At 38.6% G+C, this 21,630-nt stretch carries 20 protein-coding genes and 1 pseudogene; 19 read left to right on the forward strand and 2 right to left on the reverse strand.

The window, feature by feature from the left end:
* Nucleotides 1-23: 23 nt before the first annotated feature.
* On the reverse strand, nt 24-881 hold the full coding sequence (locus QM874_RS00370; RefSeq protein ID WP_414315784.1) for a YitT family protein: 858 nt from the start codon (nt 879-881) through the stop codon (nt 24-26).
* A 60-nt stretch (nt 882-941) separates the two neighbouring features.
* Complete coding sequence (locus QM874_RS00375) at nt 942-2,597, reverse strand: NFACT family protein (RefSeq protein ID WP_414315785.1); 1,656 nt, start codon at nt 2,595-2,597, stop codon at nt 942-944.
* A 104-nt stretch (nt 2,598-2,701) separates the two neighbouring features.
* On the opposite strand from QM874_RS00375, the gene ybeY reads away from it, so the two are divergent.
* The 19 genes and pseudogenes from ybeY (at nt 2,702) to QM874_RS00470 (ending at nt 21,570) form a co-directional block, all read left to right on the forward strand.
* Nucleotides 2,702-3,199, forward strand: a complete 498-nt coding sequence (gene ybeY / locus QM874_RS00380) for an rRNA maturation RNase YbeY (protein WP_414315786.1) — start codon at nt 2,702-2,704, stop codon at nt 3,197-3,199.
* Complete coding sequence (locus tag QM874_RS00385) at nt 3,180-3,575, forward strand: diacylglycerol kinase family protein (RefSeq protein WP_049503550.1); 396 nt, start codon at nt 3,180-3,182, stop codon at nt 3,573-3,575. The genes ybeY and QM874_RS00385 overlap by 20 nt, the downstream gene beginning before the upstream one ends.
* A 16-nt stretch (nt 3,576-3,591) precedes the next feature.
* Complete coding sequence (gene era / locus QM874_RS00390) at nt 3,592-4,491, forward strand: GTPase Era (protein WP_000143255.1); 900 nt, start codon at nt 3,592-3,594, stop codon at nt 4,489-4,491.
* 48 nt (nt 4,492-4,539) lie between these two features.
* Nucleotides 4,540-5,364, forward strand: coding sequence for a DNA-formamidopyrimidine glycosylase (gene mutM, locus QM874_RS00395; RefSeq protein WP_414315787.1), 825 nt, complete (start codon nt 4,540-4,542; stop codon nt 5,362-5,364).
* Complete coding sequence (coaE, locus tag QM874_RS00400) at nt 5,364-5,969, forward strand: dephospho-CoA kinase (protein ID WP_414315788.1); 606 nt, start codon at nt 5,364-5,366, stop codon at nt 5,967-5,969. Before mutM ends, coaE begins: the two co-directional genes overlap by 1 nt.
* Nucleotides 5,956-7,155 (forward strand): multidrug efflux MFS transporter, encoded by a 1,200-nt coding sequence (locus tag QM874_RS00405; protein WP_414315789.1) that lies wholly within the window; start codon nt 5,956-5,958, stop codon nt 7,153-7,155. The genes coaE and QM874_RS00405 overlap by 14 nt, the downstream gene beginning before the upstream one ends.
* A complete protein-coding gene (gene rpmG / locus QM874_RS00410) occupies nt 7,155-7,304 on the forward strand; it encodes a 50S ribosomal protein L33 (protein ID WP_414315790.1) in 150 nt (49 codons plus the stop codon). The genes QM874_RS00405 and rpmG overlap by 1 nt, the downstream gene beginning before the upstream one ends.
* 39 nt (nt 7,305-7,343) lie before the next feature.
* Nucleotides 7,344-7,577 carry a preprotein translocase subunit SecG gene (gene secG, locus QM874_RS00415; protein ID WP_000282514.1) on the forward strand — a complete coding sequence of 78 codons (234 nt, stop codon included), beginning with the start codon at nt 7,344-7,346 and terminating at the stop codon, nt 7,575-7,577.
* Between the two features lie 98 nt (nt 7,578-7,675).
* Complete coding sequence (gene rnr / locus QM874_RS00420) at nt 7,676-10,018, forward strand: ribonuclease R (protein WP_414315791.1); 2,343 nt, start codon at nt 7,676-7,678, stop codon at nt 10,016-10,018.
* The gene (gene smpB / locus QM874_RS00425; RefSeq protein WP_001051741.1) at nt 9,981-10,448 is read left to right on the forward strand and encodes an SsrA-binding protein SmpB; all 468 of its coding nucleotides are present in this window, start codon (nt 9,981-9,983) and stop codon (nt 10,446-10,448) included. Before rnr ends, smpB begins: the two co-directional genes overlap by 38 nt.
* Nucleotides 10,449-10,462: 14 nt before the next feature.
* Nucleotides 10,463-11,323, forward strand: coding sequence for an SAM-dependent methyltransferase TehB (tehB, locus tag QM874_RS00430; RefSeq protein WP_414315792.1), 861 nt, complete (start codon nt 10,463-10,465; stop codon nt 11,321-11,323).
* A 92-nt stretch (nt 11,324-11,415) separates the two neighbouring features.
* Nucleotides 11,416-11,799: pseudogene (locus tag QM874_RS00435) on the forward strand (IS30 family transposase); the annotation flags it as partial.
* Nucleotides 11,800-11,940: 141 nt separating this feature from the next.
* Nucleotides 11,941-16,386, forward strand: coding sequence for a G5 domain-containing protein (locus QM874_RS00440; RefSeq protein WP_414315793.1), 4,446 nt, complete (start codon nt 11,941-11,943; stop codon nt 16,384-16,386).
* A gap of 346 nt (nt 16,387-16,732) precedes the next feature.
* A complete protein-coding gene (locus tag QM874_RS00445; RefSeq protein WP_049485252.1) occupies nt 16,733-16,921 on the forward strand; it encodes a type II toxin-antitoxin system HicA family toxin in 189 nt (62 codons plus the stop codon).
* Between the two features lie 26 nt (nt 16,922-16,947).
* Nucleotides 16,948-17,325: a type II toxin-antitoxin system HicB family antitoxin gene (locus QM874_RS00450; protein ID WP_414270903.1), complete on the forward strand. Its 378-nt coding sequence runs from the start codon at nt 16,948-16,950 to the stop codon at nt 17,323-17,325.
* Between the two features lie 76 nt (nt 17,326-17,401).
* On the forward strand, nt 17,402-18,358 hold the full coding sequence (locus QM874_RS00455) for a competence protein CoiA (RefSeq protein ID WP_414315794.1): 957 nt from the start codon (nt 17,402-17,404) through the stop codon (nt 18,356-18,358).
* An 18-nt stretch (nt 18,359-18,376) separates the two neighbouring features.
* The gene (gene pepF / locus QM874_RS00460; protein ID WP_414315795.1) at nt 18,377-20,179 is read left to right on the forward strand and encodes an oligoendopeptidase F; all 1,803 of its coding nucleotides are present in this window, start codon (nt 18,377-18,379) and stop codon (nt 20,177-20,179) included.
* 5 nt (nt 20,180-20,184) lie between these two features.
* Nucleotides 20,185-20,898 carry an O-methyltransferase gene (locus QM874_RS00465; protein WP_414315796.1) on the forward strand — a complete coding sequence of 238 codons (714 nt, stop codon included), beginning with the start codon at nt 20,185-20,187 and terminating at the stop codon, nt 20,896-20,898.
* A gap of 48 nt (nt 20,899-20,946) precedes the next feature.
* On the forward strand, nt 20,947-21,570 hold the full coding sequence (locus tag QM874_RS00470; protein WP_414315797.1) for a recombinase family protein: 624 nt from the start codon (nt 20,947-20,949) through the stop codon (nt 21,568-21,570).
* The last annotated feature ends 60 nt before the right edge of the window (nt 21,571-21,630 follow it).

Raw genomic sequence — 21,630 nt, forward strand, 5'->3', positions numbered from 1 at the left:
GCCTCATTTTTGATATCCAGATGTTATGAATTTTCTTCTTTTACAAAGGTGAAGCCTTCCCCAAGAATTTCGTGAGCTTCAGTGATGGTGATAAAGGCTTTAGGATCGATTGTATGAATCAATTCTTTCATCTTAATCATTTCATTTCTTGCTACGATACAGTAGATAATTTTTAAATCTTTTTGACTGTAGTAACCTTGCCCAGAAATGAAGGTGACACCTCTACCGAGCTCTTCATTGATTTTATCAGCTAACTCCATAGGCTTTTGGGTGATGATCATAAATCCTTTACCAGCATATCCACCTTCACCAATCAAGTCGATAACTCTAGAGACGATGAAGTCAAATAAAAGTGTATAGGTTACGAGACGAATATCTTGGAAGATAATTAAAATGAGCATTAGGATAAGGAAGTCTAGCGCAAAGAGTAATTTTCCAACGGAGATATTGGTGTACTTGTTGAGAATTCGAGCGACGATATCTGTTCCACCAGTGGTACCACCAGCATTGAAGATAACACCTAGACCAAGTCCCAAAAGAACACCCGCAACCAAGGCAACGATAACCAAATCTCCTTCAAGATTAAAGTGGAGAGGAATCTTTTCAAAGATTGCTAACCAAATGGATAAGGAAATTGTTCCGAGCAAACTTGTGTACAGAGTCTTTGAACCAAATATTTTCCAGGCTAGAATAAAGAGCGGGATATTGATTAAGAGGTTCATCAAAGAGATGGGAATGTTAAAGAGATAATAGGTAATCAAGGTGATCCCAGTTGCTCCCCCCTCGAATAAGTGGTGGGGCACAACGAAATACGTGAGTCCGAAGGCATAGATGGCAGCTCCGAATATAATGGTTAAAATAGACTTGATATGCCTTAGCATTGAGCTTACCTCCTATTTTTAAAAAATCTAAAATGTTGACAGCCTTCAGGTTAAAAGTCCTTATTTTACTTTCATGGATTGAATTTTCTCAGGGTCGGGTGTGACACGTAGAGTCTTTTGTCCAGTATAAGTCACAAATCCTGGTTTACCACCTGTGGGCTTATTGAGTTTTTTGACTTCAATCATATCAACTTGAACGAGGTTTGAGAGACGTCCTTTTGAAAAGTAGGCAGCTAGCTCTGCCGCATCTGTCTTAACTTCGTCAGTAGGATTGAGATTGGCAGTGATAACAACGTGACTTCCAGGGATGTCTTTAGCATGGAACCAGAGTTCTTCTTTACGAGCCATTTTAAAGGTTAACTCGTCGTTTTGAAGGTTGTTACGACCAACTAGGATAATGGTTTTTCCGTCGCTTGCAAGATATTTTTCAGGTTTTTGTCGTTTCTGGATTTTCTCACGTTGCCTTCTGCGGATAAATCCTGTTTGGATCAATTCTTCACGAATTTCAGCAATTTCATCTAGTCCAGCCTGGTTGAGAACTGTCTCCACGCTTTCTAGGTAAAGAATAGTAGCCTTGGTTTCTTCGATTAGTTCAGTCAAGTATTTTACAGCTTCTTTTAACTTCTGATATCGTTTAAAGTATTTTTGAGCATTTTGGTTTGGTGTTAAAGCTTTATCAAGTGCAATCGTGATAGGTTGATTTGTGTAGTAGTTGTCCAAAATGACCTGATCTTGGTCATTGGGAACTTGATGAAGAAAAGTCGTTAGCAATTCACCTTTTTGACGAAATTCCTCTGCATTTTCAGTAGCTTGAAGTTCTTTTTCTTGTTTCTTTAGTTTTTGACGATTTTTTTGTAGCTCATTTTCAACTCGGCGAATGAGTTCGCTAGCTTGTTGCTTAACTCGATCACGCTCTGCCTTATCCTTGTAATAGACATCAAGTAATTGAGAAAGGTTGTCAAAATACTCCGTTGTTTTGCTAGAAAAAGGCACACAAGAGAAAGACTTGTCTGTTAAGCAAGGTTTGGTTTCTTGCTTAAAAAAGCTTCGGAAATTGGTTAGTTTATCATTCGTTAATAATTTTTCCAATTCGTATGCTGTATCACGACCTAAACCTTGAAAAAGCTTTTGAAGGTTTTTAGCTGTCAATTCTTGAGTTTGTAGAATCTCAAACAATTTTTCATCCTTGATGGTAAAAGGATTGTGAGCCTCTGTACTTGGAGGAGCGATATAAGTAGAACCTGGTAATAAGGTACGGTAGCTATTTTGAGAGAAACCGATATGCTTGATAACTTCAAGAATTTTGTGACTAGACTTATCTACAAGGAGAATATTGCTATGTTTTCCCATAATCTCGATGATGAGAGTGGCCTGGATATGGTCCCCAATCTCGTTTTTATTGGAAACTGTGATCTCTACGATACGATCATTTTCGATTTGTTCGATAGATTCAATAACCGCTCCTTGAAGGTACTTTCTTAATACCATAATAAAAGTAGATGGCTGAGCAGGATTTTCAAAGGTTGACTCTGTTAACTGGATGCGACCAAAAACTGGGTGGGCAGACAGGAGCAAACGATGACTTTTACGATTGCTACGGATTTGCAGGACCAATTCTTGGTCAAAGGGTTGATTAATCTTTTGGATGCGTCCGTTAAGTAGTTCAGTCCGCAATTCCTCAACCATGTGGTGTAAAAAAAATCCATCAAATGACATGGTTCTCTCCTCGTGAATGTATTCCATAGTATTATATCAAAAAGGTAGAATAAAATCATAGAAATGTGATATAATAAAGCCAAGTAAAGAGAATCGAGAAATACATGTATATTGAAATGGTAGATGAAACGGGTCAAGTTTCAAAGGAAATTCTACAACAAACTCAAGAGATTTTAGAGTTTGCTGCTAAAAAGTTAGGGAAAGAAGACAAGGAGATGGCAGTCACTTTTGTGACAAACGAGCGTAGTCATGAGCTCAATTTGGAGTATCGTGATACTGATCGTCCAACAGATGTCATCAGTCTTGAATATAAACCAGAGATAGAGATTGCCTTTGATGAGGAAGATCTGGAAAATGATCCTGACATGGCAGAAATGATGTCAGAATTTGACGCCTACATTGGTGAGCTTTTCATTTCCATTGACAAGGCACATGAGCAGGCTGAGGAGTACGGTCATAGTTTTGAGCGTGAGATGGGCTTCTTGGCAGTGCACGGCTTTTTACACATTAACGGCTATGATCACTACACTCCCGAAGAAGAAGCGGAGATGTTCGGTTTACAAGAAGAAATTTTGACAGCCTATGGACTCACAAGACAATAAACGAAAATGGAAAAATCGTGACCTAATATCCAGTTTAGAATTTGCCATTACAGGGATTTTGACTGCAATTGAGGAAGAACGTAATATGAGAAAGCATGCAGCGACAGCTCTTGTAGTTGTTCTTGCAGGTTTTGTTTTTCAGGTGTCACGAATCGAATGGTTATTTCTACTTATGAGCATTTTCATGGTGGTAGCTTTTGAGATTATTAATTCAGCTATTGAAAATGTAGTAGATTTGGCTAGTCACTATCACTTTTCTATGTTGGCAAAGAAAGCTAAGGACATGGCAGCTGGTGCCGTGCTTGTAGTCTCACTTTTTGCCGCTTTGACAGGTGCGCTTATCTTTCTCCCACGGATTTGGGACTTATTATTTTAAACAGTAAGAGGAAATTATGACATTTAAATCAGGCTTTGTAGCCATTTTAGGACGTCCAAATGTAGGGAAGTCAACTTTTTTGAATCACGTTATGGGGCAAAAGATTGCTATCATGAGTGATAAGGCGCAGACAACGCGCAATAAAATCATGGGGATTTACACCACTGATAAGGAACAAATCGTCTTTATCGATACACCAGGGATTCACAAACCTAAGACAGCTCTTGGAGACTTCATGGTAGAGTCTGCCTATAGCACCCTTCGTGAAGTGGACACCGTACTTTTCATGGTGCCAGCAGATGAGGCTCGAGGTAAGGGTGATGATATGATTATTGAGCGTCTTAAAGCTGCTAAAGTTCCTGTAATTTTGGTGGTCAATAAGATTGACAAGGTTCATCCAGACCAGCTCTTGGCTCAAATTGATGATTTCCGTAATCAGATGGATTTCAAGGAAATTGTTCCGATTTCAGCCCTTCAAGGAAATAACGTTTCTCGTCTAGTCGATATTCTAAGTGAAAATCTTGAGGAAGGTTTCCAATATTTTCCTGCGGACCAAATTACCGATCACCCAGAACGTTTCTTGGTTTCTGAGATGATTCGTGAAAAGGTCTTACACTTAACTCGTGAAGAAATTCCACACTCAGTTGCAGTAGTGGTGGACTCTATGAAACGAGACGAGGATACAGACAAGGTTCATATCCGAGCAACTATCATGGTCGAACGTGACAGCCAAAAAGGGATTGTCATCGGTAAAGGTGGTGCCATGCTCAAGAAAATTGGGACTATGGCTCGTCGTGATATTGAGCTCATGCTAGGAGACAAGGTCTTCCTAGAAACATGGGTCAAAGTTAAGAAAAACTGGCGCGATAAAAAGCTAGATTTGGCTGACTTTGGCTATAACGAAAAAGAATATTAAGAAGAGGTGGGCAGGAGCCTGCTTCTTGTTTTTAGAGAAGGAGAAGCTATGCCTGAATTACCTGAGGTCGAGACAGTTCGTCGTGGCTTGGAAAAATTGATTCTGGGGAAGAAGATTACAAGCATTGATATTCGTTATCCCAAGATGATTAAGACAGATTTGGATCAGTTTCAGAAAGAATTGCCTGGTCAAGTTGTTAAATCTATGGGACGTCGTGGAAAATATTTGCTTTTTTATCTAACAGACAAGGTCTTAATTTCCCATCTGCGAATGGAGGGCAAGTATTTTTATTACCCAGACCAAGTCCCTGAACGCAAGCATGCTCATGTTTTTATCCACTTTGAAGATGGTGGGACTTTAGTCTACGAGGATGTTCGTAAGTTTGGAACTATGGAGTTACTTGCTCTGGAGCTTTTAGAAGCATACTTTGTATTTAAAAAGTTGGGTCCAGAACCTATAGAACAGGACTTTGATTTAGAGAATTTTATAGCTGCCCTGAAGAAATCTAAAAAACCTATCAAATCGCATCTTCTCGACCAGACTTTGGTAGCTGGATTGGGTAATATCTATGTGGATGAGGTTCTCTGGAGAGCTCAGGTTCATCCAGCTAGACCTTCTCAGTGTTTGCCAAGAGCTGAAGCGACAGCTATTCATGACCAGACCATTGTAGTCTTGGGGCAGGCTGTCGAGAAAGGCGGTTCAACCATTCGTACCTATACCAATGCTTTTGGTGAAGATGGAACCATGCAGGACTTTCATCAGGTCTATGATAAAGCTGGACAAGCTTGTTCACGTTGTGGATCCATTATCGAAAAAATTCAACTCGGTGGTCGTGGAACCCATTTTTGCCCAAAATGTCAAAGGAGAAAGTGATGGGAAAAATTATTGGAATCACTGGTGGTATTGCATCCGGGAAGTCCACCGTCACAAATTTTCTAAGACAAAAAGGGTTTGAAGTGGTAGATGCGGATGCGCTTGTTCACCAACTTCAAAAACCTGGTGGACGACTTTTTCATATTTTAGTAGAGCATTTCGGTGAAAAAGTCCTTCTAGAAGATGGGGAATTGAATCGACCATTACTTGCCAGTCTGATCTTTTCTAACTCTGATGAGAGAGAATGGTCTAAAGAAACTCAAGGACAAATCATCCGTGAAGAATTGGGCTCTTTGAGAGACAAGTTCAGTGAAACAGAAGAACTATTTTTCATGGATATCCCCCTGCTCTTTGAACAGGAATATTCTTCTTGGTTTGATGAAACTTGGCTAGTTTATGTAAGTCGAGATACCCAGCTGGATCGCTTAATGAAAAGAGATTATCTGACTATAGAGGACGCACAAGCCCGTCTAGCCTCCCAGTGGCCTTTAGAAGAAAAGAAAAGATTGGCTAGTCATATTTTAGACAATAATGGGAGTCGAGAGCAACTGTTGAGTCAAGTGGTCAGCCTACTTCAAGGAGGCGATACTCTTGAAAGAGATTAGTTGGAAGGACAACCTTCGTATTGCCTGGTTAGGATCTTTCTTGACAGGTGCCTGTATCTCTTTGGTGGTTCCTTTTATGCCAATATTTGTTGAGCAATTAGGGGTTGAACCAAGTCAAGTTACCTTTTATTCAGGTTTAGCTATCTCAGTTTCGGCTATTTCTGCAGCCTGTGTTTCACCTCTTTGGGGGATTCTGGCGGACAGATATGGTCGCAAACCTATGATGATACGAGCAGGGCTTGCCATGACAATTACAATGGGTGGTTTAGCTTTTGTTCCAAATGTTTATTGGCTCTTAGCCTTGCGATTGTTAAATGGTGTTTTCACTGGATTTGTACCCAATGCGACAGCTTTGATTGCCAGTCAAGTTCCCAAGGATAAGTCAGGCTATGCTTTAGGAACTCTTTCATCTGGTGTCGTAGCAGGGACTCTTACAGGCCCTTTTGTTGGTGGAATGATTGCAGAAGTCTTTGGGATTCGCAATGTTTTCTTGATGGTTGGTGGTTTTTTATTTCTGGCTGCTATCTTAACTATTTTTTTTATCAAGGAAGACTTTCAACCAGTGCCGAAAGAAAAAGCACTCCCTACCAAAGAGCTCTTTACTTCTGTTAAGTATCCATATCTCTTGTTTAATTTATTTGCAACTAGTTTTGTCATTCAAGTTGCTGCACAATCAGTCGGTCCCATCCTTGCTCTCTATATCCGTGACTTAGGTCAGAAGGAAAATCTCCTCTTTGTATCAGGCTTAATAGTTTCCAGTATGGGCTTATCAAGTATGATGAGTTCAGGTGTGATGGGGCGTTTGGGAGATAAAGTTGGTAATCATCGTTTATTAATTGTAGCGCAAGCTTACTCAGCTCTCATTTATCTTTTGTGCGCCAATGCATCCACACCTCTAGAATTAGGGATTTATCGCTTTCTCTTTGGTTTAGGAACAGGAGCTCTTGTTCCAGGGATCAATGCTCTCCTTAGCAGGATGACTCCCAAAGCAGGTATTTCAAGAGTATTTGCCTTTAATCAAGTTTTCTTTTATTTAGGAGGAGTGATTGGCCCCTTGGCAGGCTCAGTAGTCGCGGAACAATTCGGCTACCATTCAGTATTTTATGCAACAGCTGCCTGTGTAGCTCTCAGTTGTTTATTTAATCTTATCCAATTTAAAACATTATTAAAAGTGAAGGAAATCTAGTGCGAGTAAAAATCAATCTCAAATGCTCCTCTTGTAGTAGCATCAATTATCTAACCAGTAAGAACTCCAAAACCCATCCAGACAAGATTGAGGTCTTAAAGTATTGCCCAAAAGAAAGAAAAGTGACTCTACATCTTGAATCTAAGTAGAAATTATGGTAGAATAATAGGGATTTTAAGGAGTTTGATATGTATAACCTATTATTAACCATTCTATTAGTATTATCTGTTGTTATTGTGATTGCAATTTTCATGCAACCAACTAAAAATCAATCTAGCAATGTATTTGATGCCAGTGCAGGTGATTTGTTTGAACGTAGCAAAGCGCGCGGTTTTGAAGCTGTGATGCAACGTTTGACAGGAATTTTAGTCTTTTTCTGGCTAGCCATTGCCTTAGCATTGACGGTATTATCAAGTAGATAAGAAAATAATGGGCGGGACTAGGTCTTTGCCTATTTTTATTTTTAAAAGAAATAAGATTTTACACCAAAAAGAAATTAATATAAATCTAGAAAGTAAACATGAAAGATAAAATAAAAGAATATTTACAAGAGAAGGGGAGTGTTACAGTTAATGACTTGGCCAGTGCTCTCGGAAAGGATGGTTCAAAGGACTTCCGTGAGTTAATCAAAACTCTTTCCTTGATGGAACGTAAGCACCAGATTCGCTTTGAAGAAGATGGTAGTTTAACACTAGAACAGAAGAAAAAACATGAGATTACCCTAAAAGGAATTTTCCATGCCCATAAAAATGGGTTCGGTTTTGTAAGTCTTGAAGGCGAAGAAGACGATCTTTTTGTTGGAAAAAGTGATGTTAACTACGCCATTGATGGTGATACTGTTGAAGTTGTCATCAAGAAAGTCGCTGACCGTAACAAAGGAACCGCAGCAGAAGCAAAGATTATCGATATTTTAGAACACAGTCTCACGACAGTTGTCGGGCAAATTATTCTTGATGAGGAAAAGCCTAAGTATGCGGGTTATATCCGTTCAAAAAATCAAAAGATTAGTCAACCAATCTACGTTAAGAAGCCAGCTATTCAATTAGACGGTACAGAAGTTCTCAAGGTCTTTATTGATAAGTACCCAAGTAAGAAACACGATTTCTTTGTTGCCAGTGTCTTAGATGTGGTTGGACATTCTACAGATGCAGGGATTGATGTCCTCGAGGTCTTGGAATCAATGGATATTGTATCTGAGTTTCCAGAGGCTGTTCTGCAAGAAGCGGAGAGTGTTCCGGATGCACCATCAGAGAAGGATATGGAAGGTCGTCTGGACTTAAGAGATCAAATTACCTTTACCATTGATGGAGCGGATGCAAAAGACTTAGATGACGCAGTTCATATCAAACCATTGAAAAATGGAAATATTGAACTAGGTGTTCATATTGCCGACGTTTCTTACTATGTGACAGAGGGATCTGCTCTAGATAAGGAAGCCCTTAATCGGGCGACCTCCGTCTACGTGACAGACCGTGTAGTTCCAATGCTGCCAGAGCGTCTTTCAAACGGTATCTGTTCTCTTAACCCTCAAGTGGACCGCTTGACTCAATCTGCTATTATGGAAATTGATAAAAATGGTCGTGTTCGTAATTATACGATTACACAGACTGTTATCAAGACAAGTTTCCGTATGACTTATAGTGATGTCAATGACATCCTAGCAGGTGACGAGGAGAAGAGACGAGAGTATAAGAAAATTGTTCCTAGTATCGAACTTATGGCCAAGTTCCATGAAGCTTTGGAAAGTATGCGAATTAAGCGTGGAGCCCTCAATTTTGATACCAATGAAGCTAAGATTTTGGTAGATAAAAAAGGCAAGCCAGTTGACATTGTTCTTCGACATCGTGGTGTTGCTGAACGTATGATTGAGTCCTTTATGTTGATTGCTAACGAAACGGTTGCTGAGCACTTCAGCAAGCTGGACCTACCTTTTATCTATCGTATCCATGAGGAACCTAAAGCTGAAAAAGTTCAGAAATTTATTGATTACGCTTCAAGTTTTGGATTACGTATCTATGGAACTGCTAGCGAGATTAGTCAAGAAGCCCTCCAAGATATCATGCGTGCTGTGGAAGGTGAACCATATGCGGATGTATTATCAATGATGCTTCTGCGCTCTATGCAGCAGGCTCGTTATTCTGAGCATAATCACGGTCACTATGGATTAGCTGCAGACTATTACACTCACTTTACCAGCCCAATTCGTCGTTATCCGGACCTCTTGGTTCACCGAATGATTCGTGACTATGGACGTTCCAAGGAAATAGCAGAACACTTTGAACAAGTCATTCCAGAGATTGCGACCCAGTCTTCTAATCGTGAGCGTCGTGCCATTGAGGCAGAGCGTGAAGTCGAAGCCATGAAAAAAGCTGAATACATGGAAGAGTACGTTGGTGAAGAGTATGATGCAGTTGTTTCAAGTATCGTTAAATTTGGTCTTTTTGTTGAACTACCAAATACAGTTGAGGGATTGATTCACATTACCAATCTACCTGAATTTTACCATTTTAATGAACGCGATTTAACCCTCCGTGGGGAGAAATCAGGAATTACTTTCCGAGTGGGTCAGCAGATACGTATTCGTGTTGAAAGAGCTGATAAGATGACTGGTGAGATTGATTTCTCCTTTATTCCAAGTGAATTTGATGTGATTGAGAAAGGTTTGAAAGACTCTGGCCGTAAGGATAGAGGTCGTCGTTCGGATAAGAAAGAAGACAAGAGAAAAGCTGGTCGCTCAAGTGGTAAGCGCAAGCATTCATCAAAAGACAAGAAGAAAAAGAGCAAGAAACCTTTTTATAAGGAAGTAGCAAAGAAAGGAGCTAAGCATGGCAAAGGGCGAGGGAAAGGTCGTCGCGCAAAATAAAAAGGCGCACCACGACTATACAATTGTTGATACGCTAGAAGCAGGAATGGTCCTGACAGGAACAGAAATCAAGAGTGTTCGAGCTGCTCGCATCAATCTGAAGGATGGATTTGCCCAAGTTAAAAATGGGGAAGTTTGGCTGAGCAATGTTCATATCGCTCCTTATGAGGAGGGCAATATCTGGAACCAGGAGCCAGAACGTCGTCGTAAACTTCTCCTTCATAAAAAACAAATCCAGAAATTGGAGCAAGAAACCAAAGGGACAGGGATGACTCTGGTTCCACTTAAAGTCTATATCAAAGATGGCTATGCTAAGTTACTCTTAGGACTTGCAAAAGGGAAACACGACTACGATAAACGGGAGTCTATCAAACGTCGTGAGCAAGATCGTGATATTGCGCGTGTAATGAAAGCTGTTAACCACCGATAGAAAGAGTGAAGAATATGGAAAAACTAGTTGCCTACAAACGCATGCCTGTCTGGAATAAAGACACCATGCCAGAGGCTGTTCAAAGAAAACACAATACTAAGGTCGGAACCTGGGGCAAGATTACCGTTTTAAAAGGGACTCTTAAGTTTATTGAGTTGACTGAAGACGGGGAAGTTTTAGCCGAGCACTTTTTTGAAGCAGGTGCTGATAATCCTATGGCTCAACCTCAAGCCTGGCACAGAGTAGAAGCTGCCACAGATGATGTGGAGTGGTATTTGGAATTTTATTGTAAACCAGAGGATTATTTCCCAAAGAAATACAATAGCAATCCAGTTCATTCGGAAGTTTTAGAAGCTATGGATACAGTAAAACCATGTAAGGCACTAGACCTAGGATGTGGTCAAGGAAGAAATGCACTCTTTCTAGCTCAACATGGCTTTGATGTCACGGCTGTAGATCAGAATGAGCTATCTCTTGAAATCTTGCAAAGCATTGTGGAGCAAGAAGATTTAGAAATGCCTGTCGGTATCTACGATATCAATTCAGCTAGTATTGGACAAACTTATGATTTTATCGTATCAACGGTTGTTCTTATGTTTTTACAAGCAGACCGAATTCCTGCAATTATCAAAAACATGCAGGAACAGACCTCTATTGGTGGCTACAATTTGATTGTTTGTGCCATGGATACGGAAGATTATCCATGTTCAGTGAACTTCCCATTCACCTTTAAAGAGGGAGAATTGGCCAATTACTACAAGGATTGGGAGTTAGTGAAGTACAATGAAAACCCAGGCCATTTGCACCGTCGTGACGAAAATGGCAATCGCATTCAACTACGCTTTGCGACCATGCTAGCTAAAAAGGTAAAATAAGCGTATATGAAGGTAGGGAAAAAAAAGGGAAATCAAATAGAAAAATTGCTTCTTTACTTGGAAAAGCTCCTCAAACTGTCCAGACTGAAATCAAACATGAGACAGTCCTATTGATTTTAAATAAAAGCGCTGATTCGGTCAATCAAGCTCTAAAACTCATCTAAAAACAGCAGCAAACTCCTTTTCATCACGGCAGATTATGGAACAGAATTCAACCGCTTGTCTGATGTGTTTTCTAAGGAGCACATCTATTTTGCACACCCCTATGCTTCTTTGGAAAGGGGAACTAACGATAATCAAAACAGGCTCATTCGTAGATGGTTACCTAAGGGAACTAAGAAAACGACTCATAAAGAAGTCGCTTGGATAGAAAATTGAATTAGCAATTATCCTAAAAAATGCTTGACCTACAAGTCAAAAAATGCTTGGACTATAAGTTGCCTAGAGAAGACTTCTTGCTGGCTAACTTGAACTGAACAATTTGATTTGTTCATAATTTGCTGACGAAAAATGAAAGCGCTTGACAAAAAGGTTATATAGGTTGTAAAATATGAATGATGTTAGAAGTTGTGTTATAAATATACGGAACTGGAATATCGATAAAAAAGGAGATAAATATGAAACAAAAAGATAAGTTAAATGCAGATGAACGTAGAAGAAGGTTTAGTCTTAGAAAAGTTTCAGGCATTGGGGCAGTGTCTGCTGTTATTGGGATTATTAGCTTTTCTTCACTTCCTCTTGAAATAGTTTCAGCTAGTGAAACAGATATTACAGTAAACTATAAATATGCCACTATGGATGAGCTGTCAGAAATAGAGAAAAAACTCATTGTAAACGAGTTACCAAAGAATCTTGTTGATGGCTCAGACTTGTTTGTTATCTATCGTAAGGATACTACAAATAATATTTTACCAGATACTGGAAGTAACGTATTGCCCTTGGCTTCTATTATTGGAACAGGTCTATTGTTAGTTGCTTATATCATAAAGAAAACAGGTAACTCAGATAAGAAGATTGTTAAGAGTATTTTATCAATCTCTTTGGTTGGAGGAGCTTTGACGGTAACAACTGTATCTGCTTTGACTGTTGCTACTTTGTCTAACTATAACCATACCGAAATGATAACAGTAGGTACAACTCTCCCAGATGGTAAAGTGAATATTTCTGGTTATCAGTTTGTAGGTTACATTGATGGTAAAGATCTAGTTGTGAATCCAACTACACCTGCAACTTCACTTCCAACAGATGAAAATAAAACTCAGGATACTATTGTTCCGACGGATAATCCTAAGAAAGATACTATTGATGATAGTAGTAGTGGTAAAGTGGAGCCTATTAAACCAATAATTCCACCAAAAGAAGATGAACCAGTTAAGCCTGTAGAACCTAAAGTTATTGATAAAATTATCAAAGTGGATGATTCTGGGAAAACTTTAGAAGATGTCACTGGTTATACAAAAGTTAGCACGAGTCAACCTGTTGAAACACGAGAAGTTCAGAATGGTCAGCCAGTTATAATTCGAACTGTAACTGAAGTTTACAAGAAAGATACTGTATACGAAGAAAAAATAACTGCTGACATTCTTAAGGGAACAAATGTTGTCATCCCATCTACATTAGTGGAAATATTGTCTGAGGAAGTTATTGAGGAGGAGACTCCAGCTTCAGCTACTCCAACTACTGTCACTCCAACTGTTGAAAGTCCTACAGAAACTAAAAACGATACGGGTACAGCACCTTCGACGGAATCATTAGTAGGTGAGAATCAAAAAGAAGAGGTTCCAGCTCCAGTTAAGGCTTCAACATCTAGCTTGAATACTATTTCAGAGACAACAATAGTTAAAGCTAAAAAGATTATTCGTACCATACGCTCTACTGAAGACATTCCATTCAAGGTGATTATCAAAGAGGATAGCTCTTTAGCTGAAGGTGAGACTAAGGTAGAAACAGAAGGAAAACCTGGGAAAAAAATTTCTACTCGAAAGATTACTCTAACGGATGATGTAGAAATTTCAAGGGAAACAATCTCAGAAACAAGAGAGGAGCCTCAAAATAAAGTTGTTCTAATCGGAACGAAGAAAACAGCAACGCAATCTACTGCGCATGAAGTCGTTCCAAAAGCAAGCTTAGATGTAACGCATGCCACTGAAACCAAAGAAATAACACCGAAAACTACTTTTTCAGCTGACTATACAGTCGAGGTTACTGAATCTGAAAATAAAACAGTCGTCACTGACCGTGAAAAAGTTCGTGAGTTGGTAAAAAATAGAACACCGTTTCTAAATCTTGCTTCACCAGATGGAGAAAAGTTGATTCAGATCAAGACGATTGAAGTCTATGATAATACAATGCTTGAAGGTCAGCGACAATTACGAGATATTCAAGCTAGTTATGTGACGGTAAATGTTAAGAAAAAAAGGGTTCTAAGTAACAAAGAACAACAAACGGAATTAGTAATTAGCAAAGATATACCATTAATTACTAAAGTTTATCATATAGGTGCCCCCAAAAATGGGTTGTCAAGGAAAGATGTAGTTATTTCAGGACACGCATACGATAGTAACAATAATGCAATTGAAGAAAGATCTATATCGGTTTATAAAGATAATAAACTAATTACTGAAGTTAATACTGATTTTGATGGCTATATGTTTGCTCATTTAATCTCTAATCAATCTTATACTTTAAAATCTAATAACTTCGAAGCTAAAGTCACTGCTCTACCTTATGGTGATCCGATAATTGAAAATATAAAGGGTCGTTTTGAATTAGGAAGAAAATATTCAGATGATATTGTGGACTATCATCTAAAAAGCAAGGTAATTTACGTTAATGACGGTCGATATCAGAGCGAAAGTGACGATGGGAAAAAATTAGTATTGTCTAAAGAAATTGATGCCAGAGTAGGTGATATTCTTGTGGTCCCACCATCTAAGATTTATGAAACTTCAAAAGCTATCAAAATCAAATCAATTAGCACTATAAATAATCAATCAGTTATTGAATATAGTGTTCCATCATTGTACGAGGTTGTACAAAATATCAACACAAAAGCTTGGTCATCTAATATTAGTAGTGCTACTTTTATTCCAGCTAAAGGAGTCACTGTAAAAAAAGAATCAAATACAGATACAAGTCTATTTAGAAGTGTCTCTTTTGAAGGATCTTTTTCATCATCAGTCTCATTGGCTGGTAAGAGAAATGATGATAAAAGCATCAAAGGAATGCTATCATTTAATATTGAAGGTAAGGTTTGGTCAGATTCTGTTGATTTAAATTTCTTGGCTCCTAAACTAGATTTTATGAATTTGGATATCAATGAAGAATTCAAATTTACCACAGAAGGTTCTTTAGAATTTAGTACATCAAAAGATATAAAAAGTCTAGAGATTCCGTTAGGAGAATTGATTTTACCTACACCGATTACGGGAGCGACTGTACATATCCCTATAAGTCTTAAAACAACTGTTGAAGGGAGTTTAAGTATTTCAGTATCAAGCACATATTCAATTCAAAATTCAATCAAATTAAAAAATTGGGTGCCCGAATTTAAACGTACTGTAAATCATACAATGAACGTGGGAGAAGTAAAAGCCAAAGCTACAGTCCAAAGTGGTCCAGAAATAAAAGTAAAACCCAAAATATTTGGAATAGATACAGTTTCTATTTCTGCTAATGCAGGGTTAGGAATAGAATCTTCGTATTCGAATACAAGCCATTCAGTTGAGAATAAAACAGAGGATAAGAAAAATCTAATTACTGGAAAAAATGATAAACTTATTACATCAACTATTTCCATAAATGATAAAAAAATTTCCATCGAAGAGTTTGGTTATCTAACCTTAAAGGCTGAATTAGAAATTTTGAAGCAAGCTAAAACTCTGGGATTCAATCTCGAAGGATTCAAGGAATTAAATTATGAATTAACCGTATTTGATGGTAAATTAATACATAAAAAATATGAGCTTGATTTAGGAAATGATGTTAAGGTTGAACTAGTTCGCAATCCAGAAGTATTATTTGAAAAATTAACTAAACCATTCATCTTTACTAGTGGTGCAGGAGGGTGGTACACAGAAATGTCTATTTCCAAAGATGGTAGTGTCAAAGGAACTTTCCTTGATATGAATCGTGGAATTACTGGTTCAAATCATCCAAATGGTCAAATGTATCTTTCTAAATTTACAGGTAAATTTAAAAATCTAGTTAAAGTTAATGACTATGAATACAAGATGACTTTAACTGATTTGGATTATCCTAAGGCGAGAGAAACAAAGATTGTTAATGGTGTGAAAATTGATACAACTGAACCTTATGGAATAGCAGATGGGAAATCCCCAGGAAAAGAGTTTATTCTTTATTTGCCAGGTCGTCCAGTTAAAGATTTACCAAAAGAAGTTGGTGACTGGATTTATGATTTCAAAAAACGAATGCCGGAGAAGTTAACAAGAGCGGTAATTTTTAATAAAGATAAAGGATGGGCATTTGAAGAAAGTGATTATCCGATAAGTAAAGTGCCTGTTGATGATGAACTTGCTATTAAAGAAATTATTAACAATGGTCATGTTTTAGGATTTTCTAAATTGGTAAAATCTAAACCTGTTATGAACGCTGATTCTTTGTATGTGAGTCAGTTTAACCCAGGAGAACTAATAGATTATTACAATACCTATAAAGGGGATAAAACCTATCAACTGGAAGATGTTATTAAGGCTTTACACGCGCCTGCTAAAAAAGTAAGTGTACCTTTGAAGGATTATACTGAGGAACAATGGCGTAAATTGGCTAATGATAAAAACTCTCCGATAGAATGGTTTTATTCACAGGCAGACAAAGCTTTCTATGAAGTTGCCAAAGGTGGGAGAGGAGGATATGTTTCTCCGCTACATATTGAACCAAGTAACAAATGGGTAGTGTCTGATAATGGTATTGAAGTAAAAACTTATCTTAATGATGGGGTTGCTACACCTTATCAGAAATACCTTTTAAAGAAAAATAATAAGAAGTATGATGGTGGAATAAATAAAACTCCATACTATATCTCTAGGGTTACCAGATTATAAGTCTCTTTTCTACCATTTTTCAAATCTATCAAGGCTTTAAATAAATAATGAGATAAGAGAGTGGGACAGAAATCGGTAATTCGTTAGAATTCGATTTCGTCGTCACACCTCCGCACAGTTGAGTAGGGCTGTAAAAGCTGATGAAATCAGCGAAGTAGAGCCCACTCAACCACTGCGTCTTGAACTACACTCCAAAGACAATTGAGAGGCTAGAACTTTTGTCCCAGCCTCTTATTTTGATGCTTGTTTGAATATAAAAAATTTCATTTTTTACGAATAGTTTAGATAGAAGGATTGACAGATATACGCATTATGAGTATAATTTAAACTAGAAAGGTGACTATAAATGCCCATTACAGGTAAGGAAATGGTAAAATTAGCTCTTGCAAATGGATGGATTGAAGTTCGTAAGAGGGGAAGTCATCATCATTTTAAGAAAGAAGGAGTTCCCTATCTTGTCACTATTCCAGTCCATGGTAATGATGATCTGGGAAGAGGTTTAGAGAGAAAGATATTAAAGGATTTGGGCCTGTAGTAGATTTGGAACAATGGAGGTGTGTTATGCTAAAGTCTTATCCAGCTATTTTTCATAGAGAAGGCACTGGATATTGGGTTGAATTTCCTGAATTTGGAGGAGGAACAGAGGGAGCAACGATTGAACTTGCCATGAAAAATGCTCATGAAATGCTCGAAAGTGTCTTAGCTTCTTATATTGACGAGGGACTAGCCCTACCTAAACCCAGTGATATTTCTCAGTTGAAAGCTCCTGATGGTTTTGTAACTTTGATTCAAGTAAATCCACTGCCTTTTGTAAAAAATAATAAGGCGATTCGGAAGAATGTTACAGTTCCAGAGTGGTTGGTCAGATTAGCAGATCGTGAAAAGGTGAACTATTCTGAAGTGTTGACGCAGGCTTTAGAAAGTCGCTTGCAGCTGTAAGCTCATAAAATGATGAAGGCTGGTTTTCTCAGCCTTTTTCTTATCCTTTTCGAATAAAGTAGAAAAGGGGGTATAAATGTTTTTAGCCAGAGATGAAAAAGGAAATCTAGTCAATGCCTTGGAGGATAAATTAGTCAAACAGAGCTATACTTGTCCAGCTTGTGGAGCTTTGGTTAGATTAAGAAAAGGGAAGAACTTAAGAACGCATTTTGCCCATGTATCCCTTAAACAATGCGACTTTTACAATGAAAATGAGAGTCTAGAGCATCTGGAAAATAAGATTGCCCTTTTTAATTGGGTTAAGAAAGATGCTGAAGTAGAGATGGAATATCCCATACCTGAACTGAAGCAAATCGCAGATATCTTTATCAACAAGCAACTAGCTCTAGAAATTCAGTGTAGTCCCATTTCTTGTGAACTTTTACGGGAGAGAAGCAATGGTTATCGAAGTTTGGGAATTCAAGTTCTTTGGCTACTAGGAGAAAAGCTCTGGCTAAAAGAGCGACTAACTCAACTTCAGAGAGATTTTCTTTACTTTAGTAATAACATGGGCTTTCATCTTTGGGAGTTAGACCATAAAAAACAGGTTTTGAGGCTTAAGTACCTCCTTCACCAAGATTTGAAAGGGAAACTCCATTATCGAGTTAAGGAATTTTCTTATGATAAAGGAAATCTTCTAGAAATATTACGGACTCCTTATCAGCAACAAAATCTTATCACTTTTTCTGTTGAACAAGATAAGAACATTTGCCATTACATTCAAAAACAACTCTACTATCAAACTCCTTATTGGATGAAGCAACAAGCTCAGGCATACTTGAGAGGGGAGAACCTTTTGAATCTGAAGAATCAGGACTGGTTTCCCCAAGTAAGGCCCATAGAAAAAGGTCAATTTTGCCAGATAACTATAGATTTGCAGGGTTATTACGACAATTTTCAGGCTTATTATCAACAAAATCCCAAAACTGACACACAAAAGCTCTATCCCCCAGCTTTTTATCAGCAATATTTCTTAAAAAATGTGGTAAAATAGAAAGGATGGAGGAATCTTATGGTATTACAACGAAATGAAATAAATGAAAAAGACAAATGGGATCTATCAACGATCTTTGCTACTGATCAGGCTTGGGAAGAAGCACTCAACCAACTGTCAGAGGAAGTGGAAACAGTTGACCAATATGTAGGTCATCTTTTAGACAGTGCTCAGAGCTTGCTTGAAATTACTGAACGTTCTTTAGAGTTAGAGCGCCAGTTGGAGAAGCTTTATGTCTATGCGCACATGAAAAATGACCAAGACACGCGCGAAGCTAAGTATCAAGAATACTATGCTAAGGCTATGACGCTTTATAGCCAGCTTGATCAGGCACTTTCTTTCTACGAGCCAGAGTTTATGGAGATTACCGAGGAACAAATGACTGCTTTCTTGGCTGCTGAACCTAAACTTGAGCTTTATAAACACTTTTTTGATCAGCTCTTACAAAAGAAAGATCATGTTCTTTCACAGCGTGAAGAAGAATTGCTTGCAGGAGCTAGTGAAATCTTTGGGTCGGCAAGTGAAACCTTTGCTATCCTAGACAATGCTGACCTTACTTTCCCTTACGTTTTGGATGACGAAGACAATGAAGTGCAGCTCTCTCACGGAACCTACGTACGTTTGATGGAATCAAAAAATCGTGAAGTACGTCGTTGTGGCTATGAAGCACTTTATGCGACTTACGAGCAGTTCCAGCACACCTATGCTAAGACTCTACAGACCAATGTCAAAGTCCAAAACTACCGTGCTAAAGTTCGCAATTATGAGAGTGCTCGTCAGGCTGCTCTTGCGGCTAACTTTGTACCAGAAAGTGTCTATGACAATTTAGTGTCAGCAGTTCGCAAACACTTGCCACTCTTGCATCGTTATCTTGCACTACGTTCAAAAATCTTGGGTATTCCAGACCTCAAGATGTATGATGTCTATACACCACTTTCTTCAGTAGACTACAGCTTTACTTACGATGAAGCCTTGAAGAAGGCAGAAGAAGCTTTGGCAGTTCTTGGTGATGATTACTTGAGTCGAGTTAAACGTGCCTTTAGCGAACGTTGGATAGATGTGTATGAAAACCAAGGCAAGCGTTCAGGTGCTTATTCAGGTGGATCCTACGATACAAATGCCTTCATGCTTCTTAACTGGCAGGACAATCTAGATAATCTCTTTACCCTTGTCCATGAAACTGGTCACAGTATGCACTCTAGCTATACTCGTGAAACCCAGCCATATGTTTATGGAGACTATTCAATTTTCTTAGCAGAAATTGCTTCAACAACTAATGAGAATATCCTAACAGAAAAACTGTTAGAAGAAGTTCAAGATGATGCAACTCGCTTTGCAATCTTAAACAACTTCCTAGATGGCTTCCGTGGTACAGTCTTCCGTCAAACTCAGTTTGCTGAATTTGAACACACTATCCACCAAGCTGACCAAAATGGTGAAGTCTTGACTAGTGAATTCTTAAATGAGCTTTATGCCGACTTGAATGAAGCTTACTATGGTTTGAGTAAAGAAGACAATCCTGAAATTCAATATGAATGGGCCCGTATTCCACATTTCTACTACAACTACTATGTGTATCAATATTCAACAGGCTTTGCAGCAGCTTCAGCCTTGGCTGAAAAAATCGTTCATGGTAGCCAAGAAGATCGTGACCGCTATATTGATTACCTCAAGGCAGGTAAGTCAGACTATCCACTTAATGTCATGAGAAAAGCAGGCGTTGATATGGAGAAGGAAGACTACCTCAACGATGCCTTTGCTGTCTTTGAACGTCGCTTAGATGAGTTTGAAGCTCTTGTTGAAAAATTAGGATTGGCATAAGGCAGATGGTAAAGTCTTATAGCAAAAATGCCAATCACAATATGCGTCGTCCTGTTGTCAAGCATGAAATTGTTGAGTTCATGCGTCACAGACAAAAGCAAGTGACTGGCTCACTCAAGGAATTAGAGAAGTTCGCTCGCAAGGAAAATATTCCCATCATTCCTCATGAAACGGTTGCTTATTTCCGCTTTCTCATGGAAACCATGCAACCGAAAAACATCTTGGAGATTGGCACAGCAATTGGCTTTTCTGCTCTCCTGATGGCAGAGCATTCACCGGAGTCAAAGATTACAACAATTGATCGTAATCCTGAGATGATTGGTTTTGCCAAGGAGAATTTTGCTCGCTTTGATAGTCGCAAGCAGATTACCCTTTTAGAAGGCGATGCTGTGGATGTCCTTTCGACCTTAACAGAGACCTACGACTTTGTATTTATGGACTCTGCTAAATCCAAGTACATCATTTTTCTACCAGAAATTCTCAAACGTTTGGAAGTTGGAGGAGTGGTAGTCTTGGATGATATTTTTCAGGGTGGGGATGTTGCCAAGGATATCATGGCAGTTCGTCGAGGCCAACGAACCATCTATCGAGGCTTGCAACGACTTTTTGATGCGACTTTGGACAATCCAGGATTAACCGCTACTTTGGTTCCTCTTGGAGACGGAATTCTCATGCTGAGAAAGAATGTGAAAAATGTAAGTTTACCTGAAATGGAATAATTTTAAAAAATCGTATAATCCTTCTGTATCAAAAACAGGAGGATTTTTATGTTTCAAACCACCATCAATATAGGCTATGCTCGCGTTTCTACCCACAAGCAAGATTTGGGATTGGAGGTGCAAATCGAGGCTCTTAAGCACTGTGACCAGCTCTTTATCGAGCGTGAATCTGGTTCAAACAATGCACGCCCAGAACTCGAAAAGGCCTTAAAATTGGCTTGTGACCTTTCAAAGGAAGGCAAGGAGGTCACTTTTACTATCTATAAGTTAGATCGCCTGACTCGCTCCATGTTCAAATTACTAGAACTGATTGAACAATTTAATGCTTCGGATATTCAGCTAGTCAGTTTGCATGAAAAACTGGAAACTGACTCACTCATTGGTAGGTTACTTTGCGTCATTTTAGGATTTGTGGCAGAAAGTGAACTGGAAAATTTACGATTTCGTACCCGTGAAGGACTTCGTAAAGCCAAGGAAAAAGGCATCAAACTAGGTGCCAAGCGAATGTCAAAAGATAAGGAGGAGAGAATCATTGAGCAGTATTTGGCAGGGGAAACAAGCATCAGAACAATAGCAAAAACAGAACGAATTTCGACCTCAACCATCTATAAAGTCTTGGAACGAAACAAGGTGGCCAACAATCGCAAAAATGTTTCGCAAATTTCTTGCTAAAAACAAGATAAAATGCTACAATGAAGGCGTAAATATGTTTCGATTAACGACCGTTTGGCG

Source organism: Streptococcus infantis (assembly GCF_047463615.1).
GTDB lineage: Bacteria > Bacillota > Bacilli > Lactobacillales > Streptococcaceae > Streptococcus > Streptococcus infantis_X.

What these genes read in the sequence shown, in the direction of transcription:
- QM874_RS00370 (WP_414315784.1), bottom strand. Translation starts at nt 881, where the DNA reads ATGCTAAGGCATATCAAGTCTATTTTAACCATTATATTCGGAGCTGCC.
- QM874_RS00375 (WP_414315785.1), bottom strand. Translation starts at nt 2,597, where the DNA reads ATGTCATTTGATGGATTTTTTTTACACCACATGGTTGAGGAATTGCGG.
- ybeY (WP_414315786.1), top strand. Translation starts at nt 2,702, where the DNA reads ATGTATATTGAAATGGTAGATGAAACGGGTCAAGTTTCAAAGGAAATT.
- QM874_RS00385 (WP_049503550.1), top strand. Translation starts at nt 3,180, where the DNA reads ATGGACTCACAAGACAATAAACGAAAATGGAAAAATCGTGACCTAATA.
- era (WP_000143255.1), top strand. Translation starts at nt 3,592, where the DNA reads ATGACATTTAAATCAGGCTTTGTAGCCATTTTAGGACGTCCAAATGTA.
- mutM (WP_414315787.1), top strand. Translation starts at nt 4,540, where the DNA reads ATGCCTGAATTACCTGAGGTCGAGACAGTTCGTCGTGGCTTGGAAAAA.
- coaE (WP_414315788.1), top strand. Translation starts at nt 5,364, where the DNA reads ATGGGAAAAATTATTGGAATCACTGGTGGTATTGCATCCGGGAAGTCC.
- secG (WP_000282514.1), top strand. Translation starts at nt 7,344, where the DNA reads ATGTATAACCTATTATTAACCATTCTATTAGTATTATCTGTTGTTATT.
- rnr (WP_414315791.1), top strand. Translation starts at nt 7,676, where the DNA reads ATGAAAGATAAAATAAAAGAATATTTACAAGAGAAGGGGAGTGTTACA.
- smpB (WP_001051741.1), top strand. Translation starts at nt 9,981, where the DNA reads ATGGCAAAGGGCGAGGGAAAGGTCGTCGCGCAAAATAAAAAGGCGCAC.
- tehB (WP_414315792.1), top strand. Translation starts at nt 10,463, where the DNA reads ATGGAAAAACTAGTTGCCTACAAACGCATGCCTGTCTGGAATAAAGAC.
- QM874_RS00440 (WP_414315793.1), top strand. Translation starts at nt 11,941, where the DNA reads ATGAAACAAAAAGATAAGTTAAATGCAGATGAACGTAGAAGAAGGTTT.
- QM874_RS00445 (WP_049485252.1), top strand. Translation starts at nt 16,733, where the DNA reads ATGCCCATTACAGGTAAGGAAATGGTAAAATTAGCTCTTGCAAATGGA.
- QM874_RS00450 (WP_414270903.1), top strand. Translation starts at nt 16,948, where the DNA reads ATGCTAAAGTCTTATCCAGCTATTTTTCATAGAGAAGGCACTGGATAT.
- QM874_RS00455 (WP_414315794.1), top strand. Translation starts at nt 17,402, where the DNA reads ATGTTTTTAGCCAGAGATGAAAAAGGAAATCTAGTCAATGCCTTGGAG.
- pepF (WP_414315795.1), top strand. Translation starts at nt 18,377, where the DNA reads ATGGTATTACAACGAAATGAAATAAATGAAAAAGACAAATGGGATCTA.
- QM874_RS00465 (WP_414315796.1), top strand. Translation starts at nt 20,185, where the DNA reads ATGGTAAAGTCTTATAGCAAAAATGCCAATCACAATATGCGTCGTCCT.
- QM874_RS00470 (WP_414315797.1), top strand. Translation starts at nt 20,947, where the DNA reads ATGTTTCAAACCACCATCAATATAGGCTATGCTCGCGTTTCTACCCAC.